Below are 21,662 nucleotides of genomic sequence, written 5' to 3'. Positions count from 1 at the left end.
TTCACGCTAACCGCGCGGATCGGCCCCCGCTCAGCAGAACCACCTCCAGGGTGCGCGGCCCATGCACCCCCTCCACCCGGTCCAGCTCGATGTCGCTGGTCGCGGAAGGGCCCGAGATCCAGGTCAGCGGCCGCCCGGGAACGAGCCGCCGCAGCGCCTGCGGCACGGACGACGCGACCTGCCCGGGGACGCGTACGACACAGATGTGGTGGTCCGGCACCAGCGTGATACGGCGCCGGCCCTGGTCGGGGGAGCCGTCCAGGACGATCGTGCCGGTCTCCGCGACGGCGACCGCGCAGCCCGTGACCACACTGTCCACGGCGTCCAGCTCCTGCGGCGTCTGCTCGGCCCGGTCCTCCACGCGCACGAGATCCCCGGCCCCTTCGACCCACGACGCGTCCCACCCCGGCGGTACGAGGACGCTGCGGGCGCCGCGCTCGGACAGCAGCCGCCTCAGCAGCTCCGCGAGCCCGGCCGCGTCGGCGCGGTGCACGATCGCCCGGTAGTCGGCGAGGTTCTCCGCGAGCAGGTCGACGGTCTCCTCGGTACTGCGAGAGCCGTGCTCCATGAGATACGTCCGGTCCACGGACTCCTCGACGGGAGGAGCGCCGCTCAGCGCCCGCCGGACCCGGTTCAGGATCACATCCCTGCTGCTCACTTCTCCCCGTCCTTCCCTCCGCGCGTACGCCGCCACCAGTCCCGGAACGGCTCCGCCGGTACCTTTGGCAGCTCGCGGCTCTCGCTCCACGCCCGGCCGGGGCCCGGCAGGCGGCGCGGATGGAAGCGGCGGGTGCGGGCGGCGAGGCGCTGGCCCGCGGCGAGCGTGCCGGGATGCGTGAAGGCGAACGCGGCGGCGCGCATCGCGGCCCGCTCGGCGGCATGCCCCTTCGCGGGCCGCAGCGTGACCTTGGTACCCCGCCGCGTCACGGGCCCGCCCTGCACGACCCGTTCCCGCAGATGCACGAGCACCTCCGGGATGTCGATCGCGACCGGGCACACCTCGAAGCAGGCCCCGCAGAGCGAGGAGGCGTACGGCAGGGACGCGTCGATCTCGCTTTCCGTGCCCCGGAGTTGAGGGCTGAGGATCGCCCCGATCGGGCCCGGGTAGACCGAGCCGTACGCATGCCCGCCGGCCCGCTCGTACACCGGGCAGACGTTCAGGCAGGCCGAGCAGCGGATGCAGCGCAGGGCCTGGCGGCCGACCTCGTCGGCGAGGGTGTCGGTGCGGCCGTTGTCGAGGAGGACGAGGTGGAAGTTCCGCGGACCGTCGCCTTCCCCGGTGAGACCGTCCCTCGTCCCCGTCCACATCGACGTGTACGGGTTCATCCGCTCTGCGGTCGAGGAGCGCGGCAGGGTCTGCAGGAACACCTCCAGGTCCCGCCAGGTCGGCACCAGCTTCTCGATGCCCACGACCGAGATCAGCGTCTCGGGCAGCGTCAGACACATCCGCCCGTTGCCCTCGGACTCCACGACCACGAGCGTGCCGGTCTCCGCGACCATGAAGTTGGCCCCCGAGATCCCGACCTTGGCGCGCAGGAACTTCTCCCGCAGATGCAGCCGCGCCGCCTCCGCCAGTTCGGCCGGTGTGTCCGTGAGGCCGTCGGGCGCGGGGCGGCCCCACTCGCTCATGGTGCGGGCGAAGATGTCGCGGATCTCGCCGCGGTTGCGGTGGATCGCGGGGACGAGGATATGGCTGGGCCGGTCGTCCCCCAACTGCACGATCAGCTCGGCGAGATCGGTCTCGTACGCGGCGATGCCCTCGGCGGCGAGCGCTTCGTTGAGGCCGATCTCCTGCGTGGCCATCGACTTGACCTTGACGACCTCGCGCTCGCCGGTCGCCCGTACGAGCCCCGCGACGATCCGGTTGGCCTCGTCCGCGTCGGCCGCCCAGTGCACGGTGCCGCCCGCAGCGGTCACCGCCTCCTCCAACTGCACCAGATAGTGGTCGAGTCGGCGGAGCGTATGGTCCTTGATCTGCTTACCGGCCTCGCGCAGCCGCTCCCAGTCCTCCAACTCGGCGACAGCCTTGGCGCGTTTGGCCCGGATGGTGTGCGTGGCGTGCCGCAGATTGCCGCGCAGGGTGGTGTCCCGCACGGCGTCGCGCGCGGCCTCCGGAAAGGCGGGCATCCCAACGAATGTGCCGCTCATACGAGTTGCTCCTCCTCCGTGCTCGCCAGGATCTCCGCGAGGTGCACCGGCCGCATCGCGCTGTCCAGGCGGGCCAGCGTGCCGCCGATGTGCATCAGGCAGGAGTTGTCCGCCGCGCACAGCACCCCGGCGCCGGTGGACTCGGCGGCCCGCACCTTGTCGAGGCCCATCGCCGCCGACACGTCGGGGTTCTTCACGGAGAACGTGCCGCCGAAGCCGCAGCACTCGTCGGCGCCCGGCAGCTCGACCAGCTCAAGGCCCTTCACCTGCGCGAGCAGCCGCGTCGGCCGCTCCCCGAGGCCGAGCGAGCGCAGCCCGTGGCAGGTCGGGTGGTACGTCACCCTGTGCGGGTAGTACGCGCCGACGTCCGTCACACCGAGCACGTCGACGAGGAACTCCGTCAGCTCGTACGTCCTCGGCACGACCGGCGCGAGCGCGGCCGCGAGCCCCTCGCCGCGGCCCTCCGCGCGGGCGCGCGCCCCCATGCGCGGGTACAGCTCCCGCACCATCGCCCCGCACGAGCCGGACGGCGTGACGATCGCGTCGTACCCGGCGAAGACCTCCGCGAAGTGCCGGGCGAGCGGCTCGGCGCGGTGGCGGTAGCCGGTGTTGTAGTGCGCCTGGCCGCAGCAGGTCTGGCCCGGAGGGAAGTCGACGTCGACGCCGAGCCGCTCCAGGAGCTTCACCACCGCCCGGCCCGTGTCCGGATAGAGCGTGTCGTTGACGCAGGTCAGGAACAGGGCGACACGCATGCGTCTCCTTCCGCGACGATCATCGGATGGCGGCAGCGTACGCGGCCCGCGCCGCCACGGGGAGTCCCCGCGCACCCTCGGCTTGATACGTTTCACGAGCCCGGCGGGCCGGTTCCGCCAGCCCGGCCCAAAGCCCCAACTCCCGTACCAGGAGCCGTCTTGACCAGCTACCGCCAGCCCGGTGTCGTCCTCACCGACCACACCTTCGACGTACCCCTCGACCACACCCGCCCCGACGGCGAGCGGATCGAGCTGTACGCACGGGAGGTGGTCGCGGGCGACCGGTCCGACGCCGAACTGCCCTGGCTGCTCTACCTGGAGGGCGGCCCGGGCTTCGGCGCGCGCCGCTTCGTGGGACGGCAGGCGTGGCTCGCCCGCGCGCTCAAGGAGTACCGGGTGCTGCTCCTCGACCAGCGCGGCACCGGCCGCTCCACCCCCGCCAACCGGCAGACCCTGCCCCTGCGCGGCGGACCGCGGGAACAGGCCGACTACCTGGCGCACTTCAGGGCCGACTCCATCGTCCGGGACTGCGAGACGATCAGGCCGCGGCTCACCGGCGGCGCCCCGTGGACGGTCCTCGGCCAGAGCTTCGGCGGCTTCTGCGTCACGCACTACCTCTCCACCGCCCCCGAGGGCCTGCACACCGCCCTGCTCACCGGCGGCCTGCCCTCCCTCGACGCGCACGCCGACGACGTGTACCGGGCGGCGTACCCGCGGATCCAGCGCAAGGTCGAGGCGCACTACGCCCGTTACCCGCAGGACGTCGAGCGGGCGCGCCGGATCGCCCGCCACCTCGCCGAGCACGGGCCGGTCACCCTGGGCGGCGGCTACCTGCTGACCGTCGAGGCCTTCCAGTCCCTCGGCATCCTGCTCGGCTCCGGCGACGGCAGCCACCGCCTCCATCACCTCCTGGAGAACGCGTTCGTCCGCACGCCGAACGGCCACGAACTCGCGGACGCCTTCCTGGAGGAGGCCCACTCGGCCCTCTCCTACGCGGGCCACCCGCTGTACGCGCTGGTGCACGAGGCGATCTACGCCCAGGACGAGCGGCCCACCGCGTGGTCGGCGCAGCGCATGCGCGCCGAGTTCCCGCAGTTCGACGCGGAGCGCTCGCTCGCGGGGGACGCGCCGCTGCTGTTCACCGGCGAGACGGTGCACCCCTGGCACTTCGACTGCGACCCCTCGCTCGCCCCGCTCCGCGAGGCCGCCGGCCTCCTCGCCGCCCGCACGGACTGGACCCCGCTGTACGACCCCTCCCGCCTGGCCCGCAACACGGTGCCGACCGCTGCCGCGATCTACCACGACGACATGTACGTGGACACGTCCCACTCACTGACCACGGCCCGGGCGATCCGGGGCCTGCGGACGTGGGTCACGGACGAGTACGAACACGACGGGGTACGGGCGAGCGGGCCCCGAGTCCTCGACCGCTTGCTGGCGTTGGCCCGCGACGAACGGTGAGCCTGGGGGCGCAGCCGCCGGAGCTGTCCGCTGAGGACTTGAGGGAAGGGGCGGGGAGGGGAAAGACCAGCCCGCCCGGGCAATCGACGCCCCCCGGGTCGACGGCGCGCATACCCTGCCCCCATGACCGCTCAACTGACCCCCATGCCCGAAGACTGGCACCGCGCCCTCGCCGTCGTCGCCCACCCGGACGACCTGGAGTACGGCTGCGCGGCCGCGGTCGCGCACTGGACGGACGGCGGCCGGGACGTCACGTACGTCCTCGCAAGCCGCGGCGAGGCGGGTATCGACACCCTCGCGCCCGCCGAGTGCGCCCCGCTGCGCGAGCGTGAACAGCGCGCCAGTGCCGCCGTCGTCGGCGTGAAGAAGGTGGAGTTCCTCGACCACCGGGACGGCGTGATCGAGTACGGCACGGCCCTGCGCCGTGACATCGCCGCCGCCGTACGCCGCCACCGCCCCGAGCTCGTCATCACCCTCAACCACCGCGAGGCCTGGGCCGGAGGCGCCTACTGGAACACGCCCGACCACGTCGCCGTCGGCCGGGCCACTCTCGACGCCGTGGGCGACGCGGGCAACCGCTGGATCTTCCCGGAACTCACCGAGCAGGGCCTGGAGCCGTGGAACGGGGTGCGCTGGGTCGCGATCGCCGGTTCGGACACCCCGACGCACGCCCAGGACGCCGGTCCCGGCTACGAGCGCGGCGTGCGCTCGCTGCTCGAACACCGGGCGTACATCGAGGCGCTGACGGACGAGGACCCGGAGGCGTACGCCCGCTCGATCCTCGACATGAGCACCTCGATGGTCGCGGACCGCTTCGGCGGGCGGCCCGCGGTCGGGTTCGAGGTCTTCAGCCGCTGAGCCCCGACCGCTAACCTGACGCTCCGTCAATGTAATCCGGGGTGAGGGGTCTTGGCGTGATCGACACCATCGGCACCGATATCCCGGAGGGTGAGGAGCGGCTGCGCCTCGACATCGAGGACGGCATCGGCGTCCTCACCCTCTGTCGTCCGCTTCAACTCAACGGCTGGAGCTGGGAGTCGACCCGGCAGCTCGGCCTCATGGCGGACCGCATCCGCTTCGACGACCGGATCCGGGCGGTGCTGCTGCGCGCCGAGGGGCGGGCGTTCTGCGCGGGCATCGACGTCACGGCGCCCGGCGGCGCGATCACCGGCCGCTCCCCGGCGGAGCGCACCCGCAACTACTACGAGGGCATCCGCTGGGTGCACGAGCGCTTCGCCGACTTCGCCGCGCTGCCGCAGCCGATCGTCGCCGCCGTGCAGGGCTACTGCCTCGGCTTCGGCTTCGAGCTCGCCCTGATGGCCGACATCAGGATCGCCGCCGACGACGCCGTGTTCGCCCTGCCCGAGGCGCAGCTCGGAGTCGCCGTGGACGCGGGCGGCGACCTGCGCATCGCCCGCGAGGCCGGCGCGGGCTGGGCGAAGCTCCTCGCCCTGACCGGCCGCCGTATCGACACGGCCACGGCCGAACGCCTCCACCTGGTCCAACTCGCCGTACCAGCGCCGGAGTTGGAGCAGTACGCCCGCGCCACCGTCACCGAGATCGCCGCCAACGCCCCGCTCGCCGTGCAGGCCATCAAACGCGACATCGACGCCTTCGCCGACGCGGGCCTCGCCGCCGCCCTCGACCGCACGGCGATGTCCGCCGCCGTCACCCTCACCTCCCAGGACGCCCGCGAGGGGTACGCGGCGAAAGCGGCCCGCAGGGCACCGAAGTTCGACGGCGCCTGACCCGTCAGGGCGCGAACGGCCCCCGCCCCAACTGCTCCCGCACCGGCACCACCGGCGCCCCCACGACGTCCCGGCGCTGCCAGTTCGCGCCGTCCACCACCAGCGTGTGCCCGCTGATGAACCGTGCGTACGGCGAGGCCAGGAACGTCGCCGCCCAGCCCAGCTCGTGCGGTGCCCCCACCCGCAGGGCGGGCTGCCGTCGATCCCGGTCGCCCGCGCCCTCCAGGCCCGCCCGGATGTCGGCCGTCATGTCCTCGTGCGGCATCAGCCCCGGCACGAGCCCGTTCACGCGCAGCCCGTACGGGCCCCACTCCACGGCCAGCGTCTCCACCAGGTTCTTCACCCCCGCCTTCGCCGCGGCACTGTGCGCGAAGCCCGGCCCGCCCGTCCACGCGTACGAGGCACCCACGGCGACGATCGACGCCGGTGTGCCCGCGGCCAGGTGGCGGCGGCCGAACTCGCGCGTCATGTAGAAGGTGCCGTTGAGCGTGATGTCGACGACGGCGCGCCAGGCCCCCGGCGACATGTCCTCGGCGGGCACGGGGAAGTTCGCGGCGGCGTTGTTGACCAGCACGTCCGGAAGGCCGCCACTCTCCGTCACCTCGTCCAGTACGGCCGCGATGCGGTCCGGATCGCGGATGTCGCACTGATGCGTCGTCACCTTGCCGCCCAGAGCGCCCAGTTGCTCATGCGCCGTCCGCAGGTGCGCGGGGTCGCGGCTGGCGATCACCAGGTCCGCCCCGAGCCGGGCGAACTCGGCGGCGATCGCCTTGCCGAGCCCGGTGCCGCCACCGGTCACGAGGACCGTGCAGCCGTCGTACGTACCGGGCGGCATTGCGCTCGCGCCCGGCGGAGGGGGAGCGGGCAGGCCGGGCAGCGCGGAGTCGGTCATGGCGGCATGGATAACGGTCCGGCGCACAAAGGTCCAGTGCCTTGCGCGCCCGCCCTCAAGCGCCGGACGGGCTGGATCACGTGCCCCGAAAGGGTCGCGGCCCCGCCCCCGGCACCGAACGAGCGGCCAGCTTGACAACACGGATTGCCGAAATTGCAATGGCTCGCATGACGCGCGCAAGGCAGCACGACCCACACACCCACCAGCACGAGCCCGCCCCCGAAGGGACCGAGGACGTCCTCGCCGAGGTCGGGCCCCGGCTGCGCCGGATCCGCAAGGAGCGCGGTGCCACCCTCGCCGGGCTCTCCGAGGCGACCGGGATCTCCGTCAGCACCCTCTCGCGCCTGGAGTCCGGCAACCGCAAGCCCAGCCTCGAACTCCTGCTGCCCATCGCCCGCGCCCACCAGGTCCCGCTCGACGAACTGGTCGGCGCCCCGCCGGTCGGCGACCCGCGCGTACGGGCCAAGCCGATCGTGCGCAACGGCCGCACGATGGTGCCGCTGACCCGCCAGCCCGGCGGCCTGCAGGCGTACAAGGTGGTGATCCCCCAGCTCGCCGAGGTGCCGGAACAGCGCACGCACGAGGGGTACGAGTGGCTCTACGTCCTCTCCGGCAAGCTGCGCCTGCTGCTCGCCGACCACGACGTGGTGCTCGGCACCGGCGAGGCCGCCGAGTTCGACTGCCGCCTGCCGCACTGGTTCGGCCCGACGGACGACGGCGGCGTGGAGTTCCTCAGCCTCTTCGGCCCGCAGGGCGAGCGGATGCACGTACGCGCCAAGCCGTCCGCGAAGAAGTAGCCGAAGAAGTAGCCGAGGAACTAGCCGAGGAACTAGCCGAAGAAGTAGCCGAAGAAGCGGGTCGATACGGGTTCCCAGGGGGCAAGCGACCGCTTAGTATGCGATGAGCTCGATGATAGAGCTTGGTTCTACGACCCCTCCGTGGAGGCCCCGCATGCAGGCATGGCGAGTGCACGAGAACGGCGAGCCCGGCGAGGTGATGCGGCTCGAAGAGACCGCCGCGCCCACGCCCGGGGAGGGGCAGGTGGTGCTCAAGGTGCGGGCCGCCAACATCAACTTCCCGGACGCGCTGCTCTGCCGGGGCCAGTACCAGGTCCGGCCGCCGCTGCCGTTCACGCCCGGCGTGGAGATCTGCGGCGAGACCGAGGACGGCCGCCGCGTCATCGCCAACCCGGCCCTGCCGTACGGCGGCTTCGCCGAGTACACGGTCGCCGACGCCGCCGCCGTGCTGCCCGCGCCCGACGCCCTCGACGACGCCGAGGCCGCGGCGCTGCACATCGGCTACCAGACCGGCTGGTTCGGGCTGCACCGGCGGGCCGCGCTGCAGCCCGGCGAGACGCTGCTCGTGCACGCCGCCGCCGGCGGGGTCGGCTCGGCCGCCGTACAGCTCGGCAAGGCCGCAGGCGCCAAGGTCATCGGTGTCGTGGGCGGCCCCGACAAGGCGCGCGTCGCCGAGGAGTTGGGCTGCGACGTCGTCATCGACCGCCGCACCGACGACCTCATCTCCGTCGTCAAGGAGTCCACGGGCGGCCGCGGCGCCGACGTCGTCTACGACCCGGTGGGCGGCGACGCGTACGCGAAGTCCACGAAGTGCGTGGCCTTCGAGGGCCGCATCCTCGTCGTCGGCTTCGCGAGCGGGGCCATCCCGACGCCCGCGCTCAACCACGCCCTGGTGAAGAACTACTCGGTGGTGGGCCTGCACTGGGGCCTCTACAACACCAAGGACCCCGAGGCCGTCCGCCGCTGCCACGACACGCTCACCGAACTCGCCGCGAAGGGCGCCATCAAGCCCCTGATCAGCGAACGCGTCGCGCTGAAGGACGGCGCCGCCGCCGTGCAGCGCGTCGCCGACGGCGTCACCACCGGCCGCGTGGCGATCGTCCCGGAAGGAGCTTGAGGCATGACGAACAGCGAGGCTCAACTGCGCGATCGCGTACGGGAGTTGCTTGCCGCACACCCGATCGCTTCCACCCCGCGCGAAGCCTTCCTCGCAGCGCGCTTCGACGCCGGGCTCGCCTGGGTGCACTTCCCCGAAGGGCTCGGCGGACTCGGGCTGCCACGTGCCCAACAGGCCGTCGTGGACGCCGAGTTGGAGGCCGCGGGGGCGCCCGACAACGACCCGCGCCGCATCGGCATCGGCCTCGGCATGGCCGCGCCCACGGTCCTCGCGTACGGCACCGAGGAGCAGAAGCGGCGCTGGCTCAGGCCGCTGTGGCTCGGCGAGGAGGTGTGGTGCCAGCTGTTCTCGGAGCCCGGCGCCGGATCCGACCTCGCGGCGCTCGGCACGCGTGCGGTGCGCGACGATGGGGGCACCTCCCGCTCGAGCGAAGCCGAGAGTGGGGGACACTGGGTGGTCAACGGCCAGAAGGTGTGGACGTCCAACGCGCACAACGCCCGTTGGGCCATCCTCATCGCCCGTACCGACCCGGAGCAGCCCAAGCACCGCGGCATCACGTACTTCGTGTGCGACATGACCGACCCCGGCGTCGAGGTGCGGCCGCTGCGGCAGATCACCGGCGAGGCCGAGTTCAACGAGGTGTTCCTCTCCGACGTGCGCATCCCCGACGCGCACCGGCTCGGTGAGGTCGGCGACGGCTGGCGGGTCGCGCAGACCACGCTCATGAACGAGCGCGTCGCCATCGGCGGCATGCGGCTGCCCCGCGAGGGCGGCCTGATCGGCCCGGTCGTCGACGCCTGGCGCGAGCGCCCCGAACTGCGCACCCACGACCTCCACCAGGACCTGCTGAAGCTATGGGTCGAGGCGGAGGTCGCGCGCCTCACCGGTGAGCGTCTGCGTCAGCAGCTCGTCGCCGGACAGCCGGGCCCCGAGGGCTCCGGCATGAAGCTCGGCTTCGCCCGGCTCAACCAGCGCATCAGCAGCCTGGAGCTCGAACTCCTCGGCGAGGACGGCCTGTCGTACGAGGACTGGACGATGACCCGCCCCGAGATCGTCGACTTCGCAGGCCGCGACGCGGGCTACCGCTATCTGCGCGCCAAGGGCAACAGCATCGAGGGCGGGACCAGCGAGGTCCTCCTCAACATCGTCGCCGAACGCGTCCTGGGACTGCCGTCCGAGCCGCGCACCGACAAGGACGTCGCATGGAAGGACCTGGCCAGGTGAGCACCTCTGTGGACCTCCTCTACTCGGAGACCGAGGACGAACTCCGCTCGGCGGTACGGGATGTGCTGACCGACCACTGCACCACGGCCGCCGTCCTCGCCCGGATCGAGACCGACGAGCCGCACGACCGCGAGCTGTGGAAGACCCTCGCGACGGAGATGGGCCTCGCCGGACTCCTCGTACCGGAGAAGCTCGGCGGTCAGGGCGCCACGCACCGTGAGGCGGCCGTGGTCCTTGAGGAGCTGGGGCGGGCCGTGGCGCCCGTGCCGTATCTGAGCAGCGCAGTGATCGCCACGGAGACGCTGCTCGGCTGCGCGACCGACCAGCGTGGCGGTACCCAAGTCGCTTCTCTCCTGGAGGAGTTGGCGAACGGACGGTCTGTCGGAGCGCTCGCCGTGCCGTTCGTGACCGCGCCGCGCGCCCCGTTCGCCCGGGTGCGCCGCTCGGCCGACGGCCGGCTGCACGGGCGGATCGCGGCGGTCGCGGACGCGGCGGTCGCCGACGTGCTGCTCGTCGCCGCGGAGGACGGCCTGTACGCGGTCGCCGCCGACGCCGAAGGCGTCACGGTCACCCCGCGCACGTCCTTCGACCTGACCCGGCCGCTCGCCGACATCGAACTGGACGGCGCCGCCTCGGGTCCCGCCCTCGCATCGGACGCGGACGGGCCCGTACGACGTGGTCTGCGGGCCGGAGCCGCACTGCTCGCCTCCGAGCAACTCGGCGTCGCCGACTGGTGCTTGACGGAAACCGTCGCGTACACCCGCGACCGGCACCAGTTCAACCGCCCCGTCGGCTCCTTCCAGTCCCTCAAGCACCGCCTCGCCGACCTCTGGCTGGAGACGGTGAACGCCCGCGCGGCGGCCCGCAACGCGGCGGACGCGCTGGCCACTTCGAGCGAGGAGTCCCCGCTGGCGGCGTCCCTGGCCCAGGCCTACTGCTCCCCGGTCGCCGTCCACGCCGCCGAGGAGGCGTTGCAGCTGCACGGCGGCATCGGCATGACGTGGGAGCACCCGGTGCACCTGTACCTGAAGCGGGCCAAGGCGGATGCGGTGGGTCTCGGCTCGGCGGGGCGGCATCGCGAGGCGATCGCGGAGCTGGTGGGGTTGGGGGCGCCGTAGGGCCCCGCTCCTCAATCGCCGGACGGGTTGATCTTTCAGGCCGTCCGGCGATCGAGGGCGAGCGCCTCAGCGCGATACGGGGTCCGGGGCGGAGCCCCGGGGGGTGTGGGTTACGCCCGCCCCTGCGTCACCAGTGCGTACGCCCGGGCCAACCGCTCCAGCTCCTCCGCCACCCCCGGCTCCGCCCCATCCACCGCGGACGCCGCCCGCGTGATCGCCTCCAGAAGCTGCTGCTGCGCCTCGGCCGCCGCCGGCGGGAGTGGGGTCGCGGGGGCCGGGGTGCGCTCAGGCTCCGGGGCGGCCGCCGTGCGGGCCCAGTACTCCAGCGGGTTGCGGTCCCGGGTCACGGGCCCGCGCGTGGGCTCTGCTGGTGTGCGGTCGGTCACGGTGTCCCCCTGGAGCTGTGCGAGGTGCCGGCGAAGATCAAGCGAAGATGAAACGTACCGCGCGCAGGCGCCGACCTGCCCTCTTCCCCCGTACGGCATAATTGCGAGCCGTTCGCAATAACAGCCGATCTTGAACAGGGGAGTGGCCATGACGGCCCGATCGATACGCACCGCGGGCGGTGCGCTGGCCGCGGTCACCGCGCTGGCACTGGCCGCCTCGGCCTGCTCCGCGCCGAGCGGCGGCGCTGGTGCGGGCGGCGCGAAGGGCTCCGCCGTCGTCGGCATCGCGTATGAGCCCGACAGCCTCAGCCCGCTCCTCGGCTACGGCAAGGACGGCAACTCCAAGATCTTCGACGGGCTGCTCACGCACGACGCGAACATGGAGCTCAAGCCCGCCCTCGCCGCGGACCTGCCCGAGGTCTCCGAGGACGGCAAGACCTACACGTACAAGCTCCGCAAGGGCGTGAAGTTCTCCGACGGCAAGCCGTTCACCGCGAAGGACGTCGTCTTCACGTACGAGACCATCCTCGACAAGAAGACCAACAACGCCTCCAAGACCGAGCTGGACGCCCTGAAGTCCGTCGAGGCCAAGGGTGGGGCCGCCGCAGACACAGTCGTCTTTCATCTCAAGTACCCCTACGCCCCGTTCGCCGAGCGGACCGTGCTGCCCATCGCGCCCGAGCACGTGGCCGGAAAGCAGGACGTGAACAGCGGGCCGTTCACCACCAAGCCGATCGGCACCGGGCCGTACGAGCTGGTCAAGTGGTCCAAGGGCGAGAAGCTCACCTTCAAGGCCAACCCCGACTACTGGGGCGGCGAGCCGAAGGTCAAGAACTTCACCATGGCGATCATCAAGGACGACGACGTCCGCGCCACCCGGCTGCGCTCCGGCGACCTCGACGGCGCGATCCTGCCGCCCAACCTGGCCAAGGGCTTCAAGGGCGAGACCGGGAAGAAGACGTACACCGCCAAGAGCTTCGACTACCGGCTCGTGACCCTGCCCACGCACAACAAGGTCACCGGTGACACCGGCATCCGCCGCGCCCTGGACGTCGCCGTTGACCGCAAGGCGATGGTCGACTCCATCCTCTACGGCGAGGGCAAGGAGGCCTACGGGCCCGTGCCCACCGACAGCGAGTGGTTCACCCAGGGCACCGAGCGAAAGCACGACCTGAAGAAGGCCGAGCGGATCCTCGACGACGCCGGGTGGAAGAAGGGCAAGGACGGGATCCGGGAGAAGGACGGCGTCCGCGCCTCCTTCCCGCTCTGGTACCTCTCCGGCGACAAGCTCCGCCAGGACCACGCCCTCGCCTACGCCTCCGACGCCAAGAAGGCCGGCATCGAGGCCAAGGTGCAGGCCGGCACCTGGGAGGTCATCGAGCCGAAGATGAAGACCGACGCGGTCCTCGCGGGCGGCGGCTCCCCGGCCGACCCCGACTTCGACCAGTACACGCTCCTGGAGTCGAAGCTCGCCGGTGACGGCTTCAACAACATGGCCTGGTACGACAACCCGGCCGTCGACAAGGCCCTCCAGGACGGCCGCAAGACCGACGACAAGGGCAAGCGCAAGGCCGCGTACGACACCATCCAGCGCGAGCTGGTGAAGAACCCGGGCTACACCTTCCTCACGCACATCGACCACCTGTACGTGGTGGACGAGCGCTTCGGCGACCTCACCACCCAGGTCGAGCCGCACGACCACGGCCTCGCCTCCGGCCCCTGGTGGAACGTCGAGGACTGGCAGCCGAAGAAGTGAACTCCCGTACCGCCAAGATCCCTTGGGGGCCGATGGCGCGCATGACGGCACGGCGGGCCCTGTTCGCCGTGCCCGTCCTGCTCGCCGTGACGTTCGGCGTCTTCGCCGTCGCCGCGGCCTCGCCCTTCGACCCCGTCAAGGCGTACGCGGGCACCGCCGGGCTCACCGCCTCGCAGGAGAACCTCGACCAGCTGCGCGCCAACCTCGGCGTGGACCAGCCTCTCGTCACCCGCTGGTGGGAGTGGCTGACCCACGCCGTCAGCGGGGACCTCGGCGACTCGGCGGTGCTCCGCCAGCCCGTCGCCCAGGTCATCGGGGAGCGGCTCGGCTGGTCCGTGCTGCTCGCCTCCGTCGCGTTCGCCGTGGCCGTGCTGCTCGGCACCGCCCTCGGCGTGCTCGCCGCCCGTCGCCGCGGCGGCTGGTTCGACCGGGGGATCACCTCCCTCGCGTACACCCTGGAAGCGGCCCCGCCGTTCTGGCTCGGGCTGCTCGCCATGTGGCTCTTCGCGCTCAAGCTGGGCGTCCTGCCCGCGGGCGGACTCACCGACACCGGATCGGCCACGGTCACCTTCGACCAGGTCGCCCGCCATCTCGTCCTTCCCGCGGCCGTCCTGGCGATCTCGCAGCTGCCCTGGTTCGTGCTCTACGTACGCCAGGGCGTGGCCGACGCCCTGGAGGAGGACCCGGTGCGCGGCGCCCGCGCGCGCGGGCTCGCCGCGCGGACCGTGCTCCTCGGGCACGCCCTGCGCTCCGGGCTGCTCCCCGTGCTCACCCTGATCGGCTCCCGCGTGCCCGAACTCATCACGGGCGCGCTGCTCGTGGAGACCGTGTTCAGCTGGCCCGGCATCGCCGCCGCCACCGTGCAGGCCGCCACCTCCGTGGACTTCCCGCTGCTCGCCGCGCTGACCGTGCTCGCCACGATCGCGGTGCTGCTCGGCAACCTGCTCTCCGACCTCCTGTACGGACTCGCCGACCCGAGGGTGGGATTCGATGGCTGAGGCCACCAAGACGGCTGACTCCGCCAAGACCGCGCCGGTCGCATGGCGCCGCGCAGGTGTCGAACGCCGCTCCACGCGCGCGTGGCGGGTGCGCAGCTCCGCCGTGATCGTCGCGCTCGTCGTCCTCGCCGTCCTGGTCGTGCCGCCGCTCGTGCAGCTCGACGAACAGGCCGTGGACCTCGCCGCCAAGCTGCAGCCGCCGTCCCCGGCGCACCCCTTCGGCACCGACGACGTGGGCCGTGACCTGCTGCTCCGCTGCGTGTACGGGCTGCGCGTCTCGCTGCTCGTCGGAGTCGTCGCCGCCGTCGTGGCCACCGTCATCGGCACGGCGGTCGGCGCCGCCGCGGCTGCCGCGGGCGGCTGGTTCGACCGGGTCGTGATGCGCCTCGTCGACCTGTTCTCGTCCGTGCCGCACCTGCTGCTCGGCATCTTCATCGTCGCGATGTTCACGCCCGGCGTCTGGCCCGTGGTGATCTCCGTGGCGCTCACCCACTGGCTGTCCACGGCCCGCATCGTCCGCTCCGAGGTGCTCTCGCTGCGCTCCCGGCCGTACGTCGACGCCGCGATCTCCGGCGGCGCGTCCCGGTGGCGGGTCGCCGTGCGCCATCTGCTGCCGGGCGTGCTGCCGCAGGCCGGGCTCGCCGCGGTCCTGATGGTGCCGCACGCCATCTGGCACGAGTCCGCACTGTCCTTCCTCGGCCTCGGCCTGCCCACGCACCAGGCCAGCCTCGGCACCCTCGTACAGGCGGCCCGCAGCTCGCTGCTCGTCGGCGACTGGTGGCCGACGCTGTTCCCCGGCCTCTTCATCATCGTCCCCACCCTGGCCATCGCCGGGCTCGCGGGCGCCTGGCGGGAGCGACTCAACCCCCGCCGCCGATCGGAGCTGATGCTGTGAGTACCCCGACGACCACCTCGGCACCGGTTCTGTCCGTGCAGGGCCTCTCCGTACGCTTCCGGATGCGCGGCGACACCTTCGTACGGGCCGTCAGCGACGCGCACTTCGAGCTCGCCCCGGGGGAGTGCCTGGCCCTCGTCGGGGAGAGCGGCTGCGGCAAGTCCGTGCTCGCCTCCGCGCTGCTCGGCCTGCTCCCCGGCAACGCCGAGACCGCGGGCAGCGCCCTGCTCGACGGCATCGACCTGCTGCGCGCCGACGAGCAGACCCTCGCCCGCACGGTGCGCGGACGGCGCATCGGTCTCGTCCCGCAGTCTCCCGCCGCGCACCTCACTCCCGTACGCACGGTCCGCTCCCAACTGGAGGAGACCGTACGGGAGTTGACGGACACCCCGAGGCCGGACATCCGTAAGGCAGCGGTGGCGGCGGCCGAGCGGGCCGCGTTCCCCGCCGACCACCTCGACCGGCACCCGCACGAACTCTCCGGCGGCCTCGCCCAGCGCGCCGCCACCGCACTCGCCCTCATCGGCGACGCCCCGCTGCTGCTCGCCGACGAGCCGACGACCGGGCTCGACCGGGACCTGGTGGAGCGCACCGTCGACGAGCTGAAGCGGCACACGGGCGACTCCCGCGCGCTGCTGATGATCACCCACGACCTGGCGGCAGCCGAGCGCATCGCCGACCGGATCGCCGTCATGTACGCGGGCCGCATCGTCGAACAAGCCGACGCCCGCGCCTTCTTCGGCGAGCCGGGCCCCCGCCACCCGTACGCGCGCGGCCTGCTGAACGCCCTGCCCGAGCGGGAGTTCACGCCCATCCCCGGCCTGCCGCCCGAGCTGGTCGACCTGCCCGACGGATGCGCCTTCGCCCCACGCTGCACCTCCGCCACCGACGCCTGCGAGGTGCTGCCGCCGCTCGACGCCGGCGTCGCCTGCCACCACGCCCTGGAGGCCCAGCGTGCTTGAAGTCCAGGACGTCACCGCCGGGTACGAGCGCCGCGCGCCCGTGTTCCGCGAGGTCTCGCTGACCGTCGCCCCCGGTGAGGCGGTCGGGCTGCTCGGCCCCAGCGGCTGCGGCAAGTCCACGCTCGCCCGGGTCGCCGCCCTCCTGCACCGGCCCGACTCCGGCCGCGTCACCATCGACGGCACCGCGGCCGGCGGCTGGCGGCACCGTGCCCCGCGCGCCCAGCGCACCGCGTTCGGCGTGGTCTTCCAGCAGCCCCGGCTCTCCGCCGACCCGCGCCTGCGCCTCGCCGACCTGGTCGCCGAACCGCTGCGCGCCAACGGACGTTCCGCTGAAGTCGCGGAAACCGTAAGGGAGTTGACGGCTCGCGTCGGCCTCGGTGCCGAGCTGCTCGGCCGACGCCCGCACGAGGTCAGCGACGGTCAGCTGCAACGCGCCTGCCTGGCCCGCGCGTTGGTGCTCCGCCCCCGCTGGCTGGTGTGCGACGAGATGACGGCGATGCTGGACGCGTCCACGACGGCCGCGCTGGTGGCCGTCGTCGAGGAGTACCGCGCGGAGAGCGGCGCGGGCCTGCTCGCCGTGGGCCACGACCGCGTACTCCTGGAGCGGTGGTGCGACCGCACCGTGCAGTGGGGCGACCTGGGCGACCTGGGCGACCTGGGGGCCTCCCTCACCAAGTGAACCGTGGGCGTCAAGCACGCCAACTCCCTTGCAGGGGACTGCCCTTCGGGCCCGGACGGGACGCATACTCCCTGACGCCGCCGTTGTCGTCGCCGTCAGGGAGACCCCCATGAACCACCTCATACGCCTCACGCGCCGCACCGCCGTCACCGCTCTCGCCGCGACGGCGGCCACCGTCGCCCTGCCCGCACAGCGCGCGGCCGCCCACACCGAACGCCCGCTGCGCCGCGCCCACGCGCACAACGACTACCTGCACACCCGGCCCCTGCACGACGCGCTCGCCCACCGCTTCACCAGCGTCGAGGCCGACATCTTCCTCGTCGACGGCCAGTTGCTCGTCGCTCACGAACCGAGCCAACTCGACCCGGCGCGCACCCTGGAGTCCCTCTACCTGGACCCGCTCCTCGACCGTGTCCGCGCCCACCACGGCTCGGTGTACGCGGGCCACCGCCGCCCCGTTCAACTCCTCGTCGACCTCAAGAACGAGGGCGTGGCCACATACCTCGAACTCCACCGCAGACTGCGCCCGTACCGCCGCATGCTCACCACGTACGACCACGGGCGGGTCCGGCGCGGAGCGGTGACCGTGGTGATCTCCGGGGACCGGGCGGCGCGTGAGCCGATGGCCGCGCAGCGCGTGCGGTACGCGTTCTACGACGGGCGTTCGGCCGATCTCGGCGGCCCCGCGGACGCCTCGTTCATGCCGCTGATCAGCGACAACTGGGGCGCCAACTTCAGCTGGCAGGGCGTCGGTCCGATGCCCGCCGCGGAGCGGGCCGAGCTGCACCGAATCGTCGGCACGGCGCATGCGCGCGGGCAGCGGGTCCGCTTCTGGGCCACTCCGGATCAGCCGGGTGAGGCGCGCGGCGCGGTCTGGTCCGAGCTGATCGCCGCCGACGTGGACCACCTCAACACGGACGACCTGGCGGCTCTGGAGGCGTACTTGGACGCGTACGACCGCTGAGGCGGACGGCCTCCGCAGGGCCCCGTCACGCGCAGTCATTACACGTTCGGGGGACATGTCACTCGCCTGGAGGGCACCCTCGCTCCGCCACACTGGCCGCCGTGAGCCACGGAGTTGACGTGGCGGAGGAGGTTTCCCCGATGGCCATTTCGGTTTCCGTAGTCCTGCTGCTGATCATCCTCACGGTGGTGTTCCTGCGGAACGGCGCCCTGAAGCTCTCGCACGCGATCGTCTGCGTGCTGCTCGGCTTCTATCTCGCGAGCACGAGCATGGCGCCGACCATCCAGAACGGCCTGTCGGCCACGGCGGAGATCGTCAGCGACCTCAAGCCGTGAGGCGGGGCGGGACGGAGACCCGGAGGTATGGGTACAGGGCCGCTTTGCGCACCCCAACCGACCATGGCTTACGGCGTCTTGGTGCGGCAGGGCCGTGTTGAAGGTGGATGGGCTTGGATGCGGACCGGCCGTCGCGAGCCATGGCGTTTCGCGGACTTCGGCTAACTCATGGGGGCATGCACCGTTCCCGCGTACCGCTGGGCGAAGGCCATGTCACCGTCGGTGGTGACGGTCACGTCGTATCGTCCGCTTTCCGTGGGCCATGTCAGGACGGCCTTTTCGTGTGGGCCGACGAGTTGGGTGCGCGGCATGCTGCCGAAGTCGTTCGGGTGATCGTCGCGCGTGCCGATCATGATCGAGCGGACCATCTACCCCGAGCAGATCGGTGCCATGATCGCCGCCCTGGAGCCCGATGCGATCTCGCACACCGAGCCGCTGGCGGAGTCGGAGGACCGCTATCTCCCTGGCACGGTCGCGTTCACGGTCCACAACTCAGCAGCCACGACGGCGCTTTCGCGCCGCCGTGGCTGACTGATCGTCGCGAGCGAAGCCGGCGAGGTCACCGGAACTGCGGATGCCACACGCCAAGGAGGCGGCCTTCGGTGTCGACCACGCCGAGGTCGGGCCACCGGTCGAAGGCCGAGCACGGGTGGGAGATGCCGAGGTCGACCTCGTCGCCCACCTGCAGACCGTGCGTGTCGGTGAGTACCAGGTGATGGTCGAAGATCTGAGTCGCGGTGGCCTTGGCGGCAGGCCGCGGCGCTCCCTGTGCGTCGTGGGCGCCGATGAGGACCGGCAGTCCCGCGTCATAGGGGAGTTCACGCTTTCCGGCGCCGACGACGGCCCGTCCCGGTTCAGGGGTGGAGAGCACGACCGTCCGGACGGTCAGGGCGGCCCTCAACCCTGGCAGCGGTGAGACGTGTTCGTACGTGCCGTGGTCGTGTGTGACGTAGCAGCCCGACCGCAGGACGGGTACCACCGGCCGGCCGTCGGTTCCCTCCAGGAGCTCCCGGAGGGAGTGGACGACTCGGTCGGGGAAGGCGGAGCCGCCCATGCTGAAGAGGGGCCGTTCCGTCTGGAGCACCGGTGTCAGCTTCTGGAAGGCTTCGATCGCGCTGCGGCAGTGGGCGTCGACGTCTGCCGTCGTCGCGGCGTCCCGGCGGTTGGGTCGGATGCCTTCGTATCCCGCGACGCCGGCCAGGAGCAGTCCCGGCGAAGCCTTGGCGACGTCCACGCCGAGTTCGTATGCCGCTGCGATGTCCCGTACCCCGGTTCGGCCTCCTTGCGCACCGACGTCGATGAGGACGCGCAGGGGATTGCGTACGCCGTCCATGGCCGACCGCGCGAGGTCAAGGCCTGTGCTTGAGTCCACGAAGCAGTACAGCTCAAGCTCGGGATCCTGGTCGAGCCATCGCCGGACGACGGTGAGGTCGGAGCGGTGGATCACCTGGTTGGCGATGATGAGGCGACGCAGCCCCCACCCCAAGGCGATTTCGGCCTGCCTGACGGTGGCGACCGTGACGCCCCACGCGCCGGCGGCCATCTGCCGGTCGACGATGGGGCGCGTCATGGTGGTCTTGATGTGCGGGCACAGCTCGACCTTCTGCTTCCGGCACCACTCCGCCATGAGCCGGACATTGTGCTCCAGCGCAGGCAGGCTGAGCCGGAGTGCAGGCAGCTCACGGGCAGGCAGGCCGGTGGGTGTCGCGCCATCGTGGTTCATTGATCCTCCATCGGCCACGGCAGTCGCCCGCGACCTATATCCAAGACGGAACGTACTGTATTCAAGACGGCCCGGGCAACCACTATGATCGATGCTGTGTGCTGTTTCCTGGATGAAGGGTGCGACCGTGTCCGCTGACACACCCCGTTCCGCCGCATCGGGCCCCCCGCACAGTGACGGGATCGGCCGACTCCTCCGCCGGGAACGTCTCGACAGGGGTTTCACGCTGGAGAAGCTCGCCGAGAGGACCGGCTTGTCCCGCAGTTACCTCAGCAACGTCGAACGAGACGTCAACAGCCCGACCATCAACACCTTGCGCACGATCGTCGAAGCCCTCGGCACCACACTCAGCCGGCTGTTCCAAGCGGCCGACCGTGAACGCCGCGTACTGACGCGCCCCGATCAACGGGTGGAACTCACGAGGGCGGGAGTGGAGGGGATCGCCTACAGCCTCCTCAATCCCGGCCCCGAGGGCAGGCTCGAAATGATGATCTTGGAGGTTGCGCCCGGAGCCTCCTCCGGCGACCACCCGCACACCCATACCGGAGAAGAGGTCGGTCTCCTCCTGAGCGGTGAGCTGGACTACTGGGTCGACGGGGTGCACTACCCCCTGCAACCCGGCGACTGCGTCAGCTTCGAGTCCTCCACCCCGCACCGCTACCACAATCCGGGCGATGTCCCGGCGGTCTGCGTCTGGTCGGAGACCCCGCGGAACTTCTGACCATCTGCGGTGCCCCTCGGCCGCCTTCGCCGATGGCGCAGTCACCGCTGCCTGAGTGGGGTGTGGCGGGCCCGCGCGACCTTCGTCAGATCTTCACGTGCGGGGATTGCGGCCCCACTCCGTGTGGGGTGTAACGCTCTGATTCCGTGTGCCGCTGAAGGGAATGCGGCTTCCGTAGTAGCCGCTCGTGGCACAACCGGGGTGTCTCCTGTGGGGGGTGGCGGCCCGGTTGTGCGCACCCTGCAACGGTGAGAGGTGCACGACGTGCCCTCCCGTTTACCCGAGCCTCGGGTGGACGGCCGGCCTGTGTAACGCACGCGTTGTTCCGTGGCGCAGAGGGCAGTGCGGGCAGAGCCCGCAATCGAGCCATTGCTGTCGTCGCCCGAGGGAGGGTCGCCGGCCGTGGTTCAGCTTCTGTATCCGAGGCGTGAATACGCCGGATTGGTCCCCCCATGAGTGACACCACCCCCCTGCCCCGTCAGCCGCACAACGGCCCCGACCCGTACGGCCACGCACCTGCCCCCCACCCTGGCCACGCGCCGTACTCCCCGCCGGCCCCGGCCCCGCAACCGGTCTACCCCGCCGACCGGCCGGCCCGCCGCGAACGTACCCGAGACGGTTCCGGGCAGCGGCGTACCGCCCTCATCGTCCAGTCGATCGGTGATGTCGCAGCCGGGTTCCTGGGGCTGTGGATCGTGCTCTACCTGCTCGACGCCAACCTCGGGAACCCGTTCGTGGAGTTCGTGCAGGGCACGGCCGAATGGCTCGGCTGGTGGGCACAGGACATCTTCACGATGGACGTCGAAGGACTTCGCGTTCTCCTCAACTTCGGCCTGCCGGCAGTGATCTACTTGGCCCTCGGGCACGGAGTGGCCTCCTGGCTGCGCCGTCTCTGAAGGACATATGGGCCACTGACCTTTCAGATCAGCGCCGCGCGTGAGCCCCGGCACCCCTGGAATTCGTCGGCAGGGTGTTGGGGCTTGCGT

At 71.8% G+C, this 21,662-nt stretch carries 24 protein-coding genes; 17 read left to right on the top strand and 7 right to left on the bottom strand.

Translation table 11 applies throughout. From position 1 onward, the window contains the following. Position 1: 1 nt before the first annotated feature. The 3 genes from RCO28_RS15610 to RCO28_RS15600 are packed head-to-tail and all read right to left on the bottom strand — an operon-like array spanning position 2 to position 2,900. Positions 2 to 658 (bottom strand): lactate utilization protein C, encoded by a 657-nt coding sequence (locus RCO28_RS15610; protein WP_308941720.1) that lies wholly within the window; start codon positions 656 to 658, stop codon positions 2 to 4. Then, positions 655 to 2,148: a LutB/LldF family L-lactate oxidation iron-sulfur protein gene (locus tag RCO28_RS15605; protein ID WP_308941719.1), complete on the bottom strand. Its 1,494-nt coding sequence runs from the start codon at positions 2,146 to 2,148 to the stop codon at positions 655 to 657. The genes RCO28_RS15610 and RCO28_RS15605 overlap by 4 nt, the downstream gene beginning before the upstream one ends. After that, on the bottom strand, positions 2,145 to 2,900 hold the full coding sequence (locus tag RCO28_RS15600; RefSeq protein ID WP_308941718.1) for a (Fe-S)-binding protein: 756 nt from the start codon (positions 2,898 to 2,900) through the stop codon (positions 2,145 to 2,147). Before RCO28_RS15600 ends, RCO28_RS15605 begins: the two co-directional genes overlap by 4 nt. Before the next feature lie 159 nt (positions 2,901 to 3,059). On the opposite strand from RCO28_RS15600, the gene RCO28_RS15595 reads away from it, so the two are divergent. The 3 genes from RCO28_RS15595 (at position 3,060) to RCO28_RS15585 (ending at position 6,109) form a co-directional block, all read left to right on the top strand. Then, positions 3,060 to 4,361, top strand: coding sequence for an alpha/beta fold hydrolase (locus RCO28_RS15595; RefSeq protein ID WP_308941717.1), 1,302 nt, complete (start codon positions 3,060 to 3,062; stop codon positions 4,359 to 4,361). Between the two features lie 123 nt (positions 4,362 to 4,484). Further along, complete coding sequence (locus RCO28_RS15590) at positions 4,485 to 5,219, top strand: PIG-L deacetylase family protein (protein ID WP_308941716.1); 735 nt, start codon at positions 4,485 to 4,487, stop codon at positions 5,217 to 5,219. 56 nt (positions 5,220 to 5,275) lie between these two features. Next, a complete protein-coding gene (locus RCO28_RS15585) occupies positions 5,276 to 6,109 on the top strand; it encodes an enoyl-CoA hydratase/isomerase family protein (RefSeq protein ID WP_308941715.1) in 834 nt (277 codons plus the stop codon). A gap of 4 nt (positions 6,110 to 6,113) precedes the next feature. On the opposite strand, the gene RCO28_RS15580 is transcribed toward RCO28_RS15585, so the two are convergent. Then, positions 6,114 to 7,001: an SDR family oxidoreductase gene (locus RCO28_RS15580; RefSeq protein ID WP_308941714.1), complete on the bottom strand. Its 888-nt coding sequence runs from the start codon at positions 6,999 to 7,001 to the stop codon at positions 6,114 to 6,116. Positions 7,002 to 7,168: 167 nt separating this feature from the next. Here RCO28_RS15580 and RCO28_RS15575 point away from each other — a divergent pair, with 167 nt between their 5' ends. From RCO28_RS15575 to RCO28_RS15560, 4 genes are all read left to right on the top strand, one after another. Continuing rightward, complete coding sequence (locus RCO28_RS15575) at positions 7,169 to 7,798, top strand: XRE family transcriptional regulator (RefSeq protein ID WP_308941713.1); 630 nt, start codon at positions 7,169 to 7,171, stop codon at positions 7,796 to 7,798. Positions 7,799 to 7,952: 154 nt separating this feature from the next. Continuing rightward, a complete protein-coding gene (locus tag RCO28_RS15570; protein ID WP_308941712.1) occupies positions 7,953 to 8,915 on the top strand; it encodes an NADPH:quinone oxidoreductase family protein in 963 nt (320 codons plus the stop codon). Positions 8,916 to 8,918: 3 nt separating this feature from the next. Continuing rightward, positions 8,919 to 10,139 carry an acyl-CoA dehydrogenase family protein gene (locus RCO28_RS15565; RefSeq protein ID WP_308941711.1) on the top strand — a complete coding sequence of 407 codons (1,221 nt, stop codon included), beginning with the start codon at positions 8,919 to 8,921 and terminating at the stop codon, positions 10,137 to 10,139. Then, complete coding sequence (locus RCO28_RS15560) at positions 10,118 to 11,257, top strand: acyl-CoA dehydrogenase family protein (RefSeq protein WP_308941710.1); 1,140 nt, start codon at positions 10,118 to 10,120, stop codon at positions 11,255 to 11,257. The genes RCO28_RS15565 and RCO28_RS15560 overlap by 22 nt, the downstream gene beginning before the upstream one ends. 110 nt (positions 11,258 to 11,367) lie before the next feature. Here the strand turns inward: RCO28_RS15560 and RCO28_RS15555 are convergent, their stop codons facing one another. Further along, on the bottom strand, positions 11,368 to 11,643 hold the full coding sequence (locus tag RCO28_RS15555) for a hypothetical protein (RefSeq protein ID WP_308941709.1): 276 nt from the start codon (positions 11,641 to 11,643) through the stop codon (positions 11,368 to 11,370). A gap of 148 nt (positions 11,644 to 11,791) precedes the next feature. Here RCO28_RS15555 and RCO28_RS15550 point away from each other — a divergent pair, with 148 nt between their 5' ends. The 7 genes from RCO28_RS15550 to RCO28_RS15520 all read left to right on the top strand — a co-directional run bounded on the left by RCO28_RS15550 (position 11,792) and on the right by RCO28_RS15520 (position 18,232). Further along, positions 11,792 to 13,399: an ABC transporter substrate-binding protein gene (locus RCO28_RS15550; RefSeq protein ID WP_308941708.1), complete on the top strand. Its 1,608-nt coding sequence runs from the start codon at positions 11,792 to 11,794 to the stop codon at positions 13,397 to 13,399. Positions 13,400 to 13,431: 32 nt separating this feature from the next. Then, positions 13,432 to 14,397, top strand: a complete 966-nt coding sequence (locus RCO28_RS15545) for an ABC transporter permease (RefSeq protein WP_308941937.1) — start codon at positions 13,432 to 13,434, stop codon at positions 14,395 to 14,397. Next, positions 14,390 to 15,292: an ABC transporter permease gene (locus tag RCO28_RS15540; RefSeq protein WP_308941707.1), complete on the top strand. Its 903-nt coding sequence runs from the start codon at positions 14,390 to 14,392 to the stop codon at positions 15,290 to 15,292. Before RCO28_RS15545 ends, RCO28_RS15540 begins: the two co-directional genes overlap by 8 nt. A 62-nt stretch (positions 15,293 to 15,354) precedes the next feature. Then, positions 15,355 to 16,254: an ABC transporter ATP-binding protein gene (locus tag RCO28_RS15535; protein ID WP_308941936.1), complete on the top strand. Its 900-nt coding sequence runs from the start codon at positions 15,355 to 15,357 to the stop codon at positions 16,252 to 16,254. Next, the gene (locus RCO28_RS15530; RefSeq protein WP_308941706.1) at positions 16,247 to 16,933 is read left to right on the top strand and encodes an ATP-binding cassette domain-containing protein; all 687 of its coding nucleotides are present in this window, start codon (positions 16,247 to 16,249) and stop codon (positions 16,931 to 16,933) included. Before RCO28_RS15535 ends, RCO28_RS15530 begins: the two co-directional genes overlap by 8 nt. 109 nt (positions 16,934 to 17,042) lie before the next feature. Further along, complete coding sequence (locus tag RCO28_RS15525; RefSeq protein ID WP_308941705.1) at positions 17,043 to 17,897, top strand: phosphatidylinositol-specific phospholipase C/glycerophosphodiester phosphodiesterase family protein; 855 nt, start codon at positions 17,043 to 17,045, stop codon at positions 17,895 to 17,897. A gap of 140 nt (positions 17,898 to 18,037) precedes the next feature. Beyond that, a complete protein-coding gene (locus RCO28_RS15520; protein ID WP_308941704.1) occupies positions 18,038 to 18,232 on the top strand; it encodes a hypothetical protein in 195 nt (64 codons plus the stop codon). Positions 18,233 to 18,393: 161 nt separating this feature from the next. Here RCO28_RS15520 and RCO28_RS15515 read toward each other — a convergent pair whose 3' ends face one another. Further along, positions 18,394 to 18,585 carry a phospholipase domain-containing protein gene (locus tag RCO28_RS15515; protein WP_308941703.1) on the bottom strand — a complete coding sequence of 64 codons (192 nt, stop codon included), beginning with the start codon at positions 18,583 to 18,585 and terminating at the stop codon, positions 18,394 to 18,396. Between RCO28_RS15515 and RCO28_RS15510 the strand changes: the two genes are divergently transcribed. Beyond that, on the top strand, positions 18,584 to 18,763 hold the full coding sequence (locus RCO28_RS15510) for a hypothetical protein (RefSeq protein WP_308941702.1): 180 nt from the start codon (positions 18,584 to 18,586) through the stop codon (positions 18,761 to 18,763). The two genes, RCO28_RS15515 and RCO28_RS15510, sit on opposite strands and share 2 nt — an antisense overlap. Positions 18,764 to 18,791: 28 nt before the next feature. Here RCO28_RS15510 and RCO28_RS15505 read toward each other — a convergent pair whose 3' ends face one another. Continuing rightward, entirely contained in the window at positions 18,792 to 19,955 is a 1,164-nt protein-coding gene (locus tag RCO28_RS15505) for an alanine racemase (RefSeq protein ID WP_308941701.1), read from the bottom strand. A gap of 127 nt (positions 19,956 to 20,082) precedes the next feature. Here RCO28_RS15505 and RCO28_RS15500 point away from each other — a divergent pair, with 127 nt between their 5' ends. After that, positions 20,083 to 20,676 carry a cupin domain-containing protein gene (locus tag RCO28_RS15500; protein WP_308941700.1) on the top strand — a complete coding sequence of 198 codons (594 nt, stop codon included), beginning with the start codon at positions 20,083 to 20,085 and terminating at the stop codon, positions 20,674 to 20,676. A 470-nt stretch (positions 20,677 to 21,146) separates the two neighbouring features. Next, positions 21,147 to 21,572 (top strand): hypothetical protein, encoded by a 426-nt coding sequence (locus tag RCO28_RS15495; protein WP_374991176.1) that lies wholly within the window; start codon positions 21,147 to 21,149, stop codon positions 21,570 to 21,572. The last annotated feature ends 90 nt before the right edge of the window (positions 21,573 to 21,662 follow it).

The organism is Streptomyces sp. LHD-70, assembly GCF_031157275.1.
GTDB lineage: Bacteria > Actinomycetota > Actinomycetes > Streptomycetales > Streptomycetaceae > Streptomyces.
The sequence above is the reverse complement of the archived record's forward strand: the minus strand, read 5'-3'. Positions and strand labels throughout refer to the sequence as shown.

Excerpts from the sequence above, each read along its gene's own strand:
- RCO28_RS15605 (WP_308941719.1), bottom strand. The coding sequence starts at position 2,148 with ATGAGCGGCACATTCGTTGGGATGCCCGCCTTTCCGGAGGCCGCGCGC.
- RCO28_RS15600 (WP_308941718.1), bottom strand. The coding sequence starts at position 2,900 with ATGCGTGTCGCCCTGTTCCTGACCTGCGTCAACGACACGCTCTATCCG.
- RCO28_RS15590 (WP_308941716.1), top strand. The coding sequence starts at position 4,485 with ATGACCGCTCAACTGACCCCCATGCCCGAAGACTGGCACCGCGCCCTC.
- RCO28_RS15580 (WP_308941714.1), bottom strand. The coding sequence starts at position 7,001 with ATGACCGACTCCGCGCTGCCCGGCCTGCCCGCTCCCCCTCCGCCGGGC.
- RCO28_RS15575 (WP_308941713.1), top strand. The coding sequence starts at position 7,169 with ATGACGCGCGCAAGGCAGCACGACCCACACACCCACCAGCACGAGCCC.
- RCO28_RS15570 (WP_308941712.1), top strand. The coding sequence starts at position 7,953 with ATGCAGGCATGGCGAGTGCACGAGAACGGCGAGCCCGGCGAGGTGATG.
- RCO28_RS15565 (WP_308941711.1), top strand. The coding sequence starts at position 8,919 with ATGACGAACAGCGAGGCTCAACTGCGCGATCGCGTACGGGAGTTGCTT.
- RCO28_RS15560 (WP_308941710.1), top strand. The coding sequence starts at position 10,118 with ATGGAAGGACCTGGCCAGGTGAGCACCTCTGTGGACCTCCTCTACTCG.
- RCO28_RS15550 (WP_308941708.1), top strand. The coding sequence starts at position 11,792 with ATGACGGCCCGATCGATACGCACCGCGGGCGGTGCGCTGGCCGCGGTC.
- RCO28_RS15545 (WP_308941937.1), top strand. The coding sequence starts at position 13,432 with ATGGCGCGCATGACGGCACGGCGGGCCCTGTTCGCCGTGCCCGTCCTG.
- RCO28_RS15540 (WP_308941707.1), top strand. The coding sequence starts at position 14,390 with ATGGCTGAGGCCACCAAGACGGCTGACTCCGCCAAGACCGCGCCGGTC.
- RCO28_RS15535 (WP_308941936.1), top strand. The coding sequence starts at position 15,355 with ATGCGCGGCGACACCTTCGTACGGGCCGTCAGCGACGCGCACTTCGAG.
- RCO28_RS15525 (WP_308941705.1), top strand. The coding sequence starts at position 17,043 with ATGAACCACCTCATACGCCTCACGCGCCGCACCGCCGTCACCGCTCTC.
- RCO28_RS15520 (WP_308941704.1), top strand. The coding sequence starts at position 18,038 with ATGGCCATTTCGGTTTCCGTAGTCCTGCTGCTGATCATCCTCACGGTG.
- RCO28_RS15510 (WP_308941702.1), top strand. The coding sequence starts at position 18,584 with ATGATCGAGCGGACCATCTACCCCGAGCAGATCGGTGCCATGATCGCC.
- RCO28_RS15515 (WP_308941703.1), bottom strand. The coding sequence starts at position 18,585 with ATGATCGGCACGCGCGACGATCACCCGAACGACTTCGGCAGCATGCCG.
- RCO28_RS15505 (WP_308941701.1), bottom strand. The coding sequence starts at position 19,955 with ATGAACCACGATGGCGCGACACCCACCGGCCTGCCTGCCCGTGAGCTG.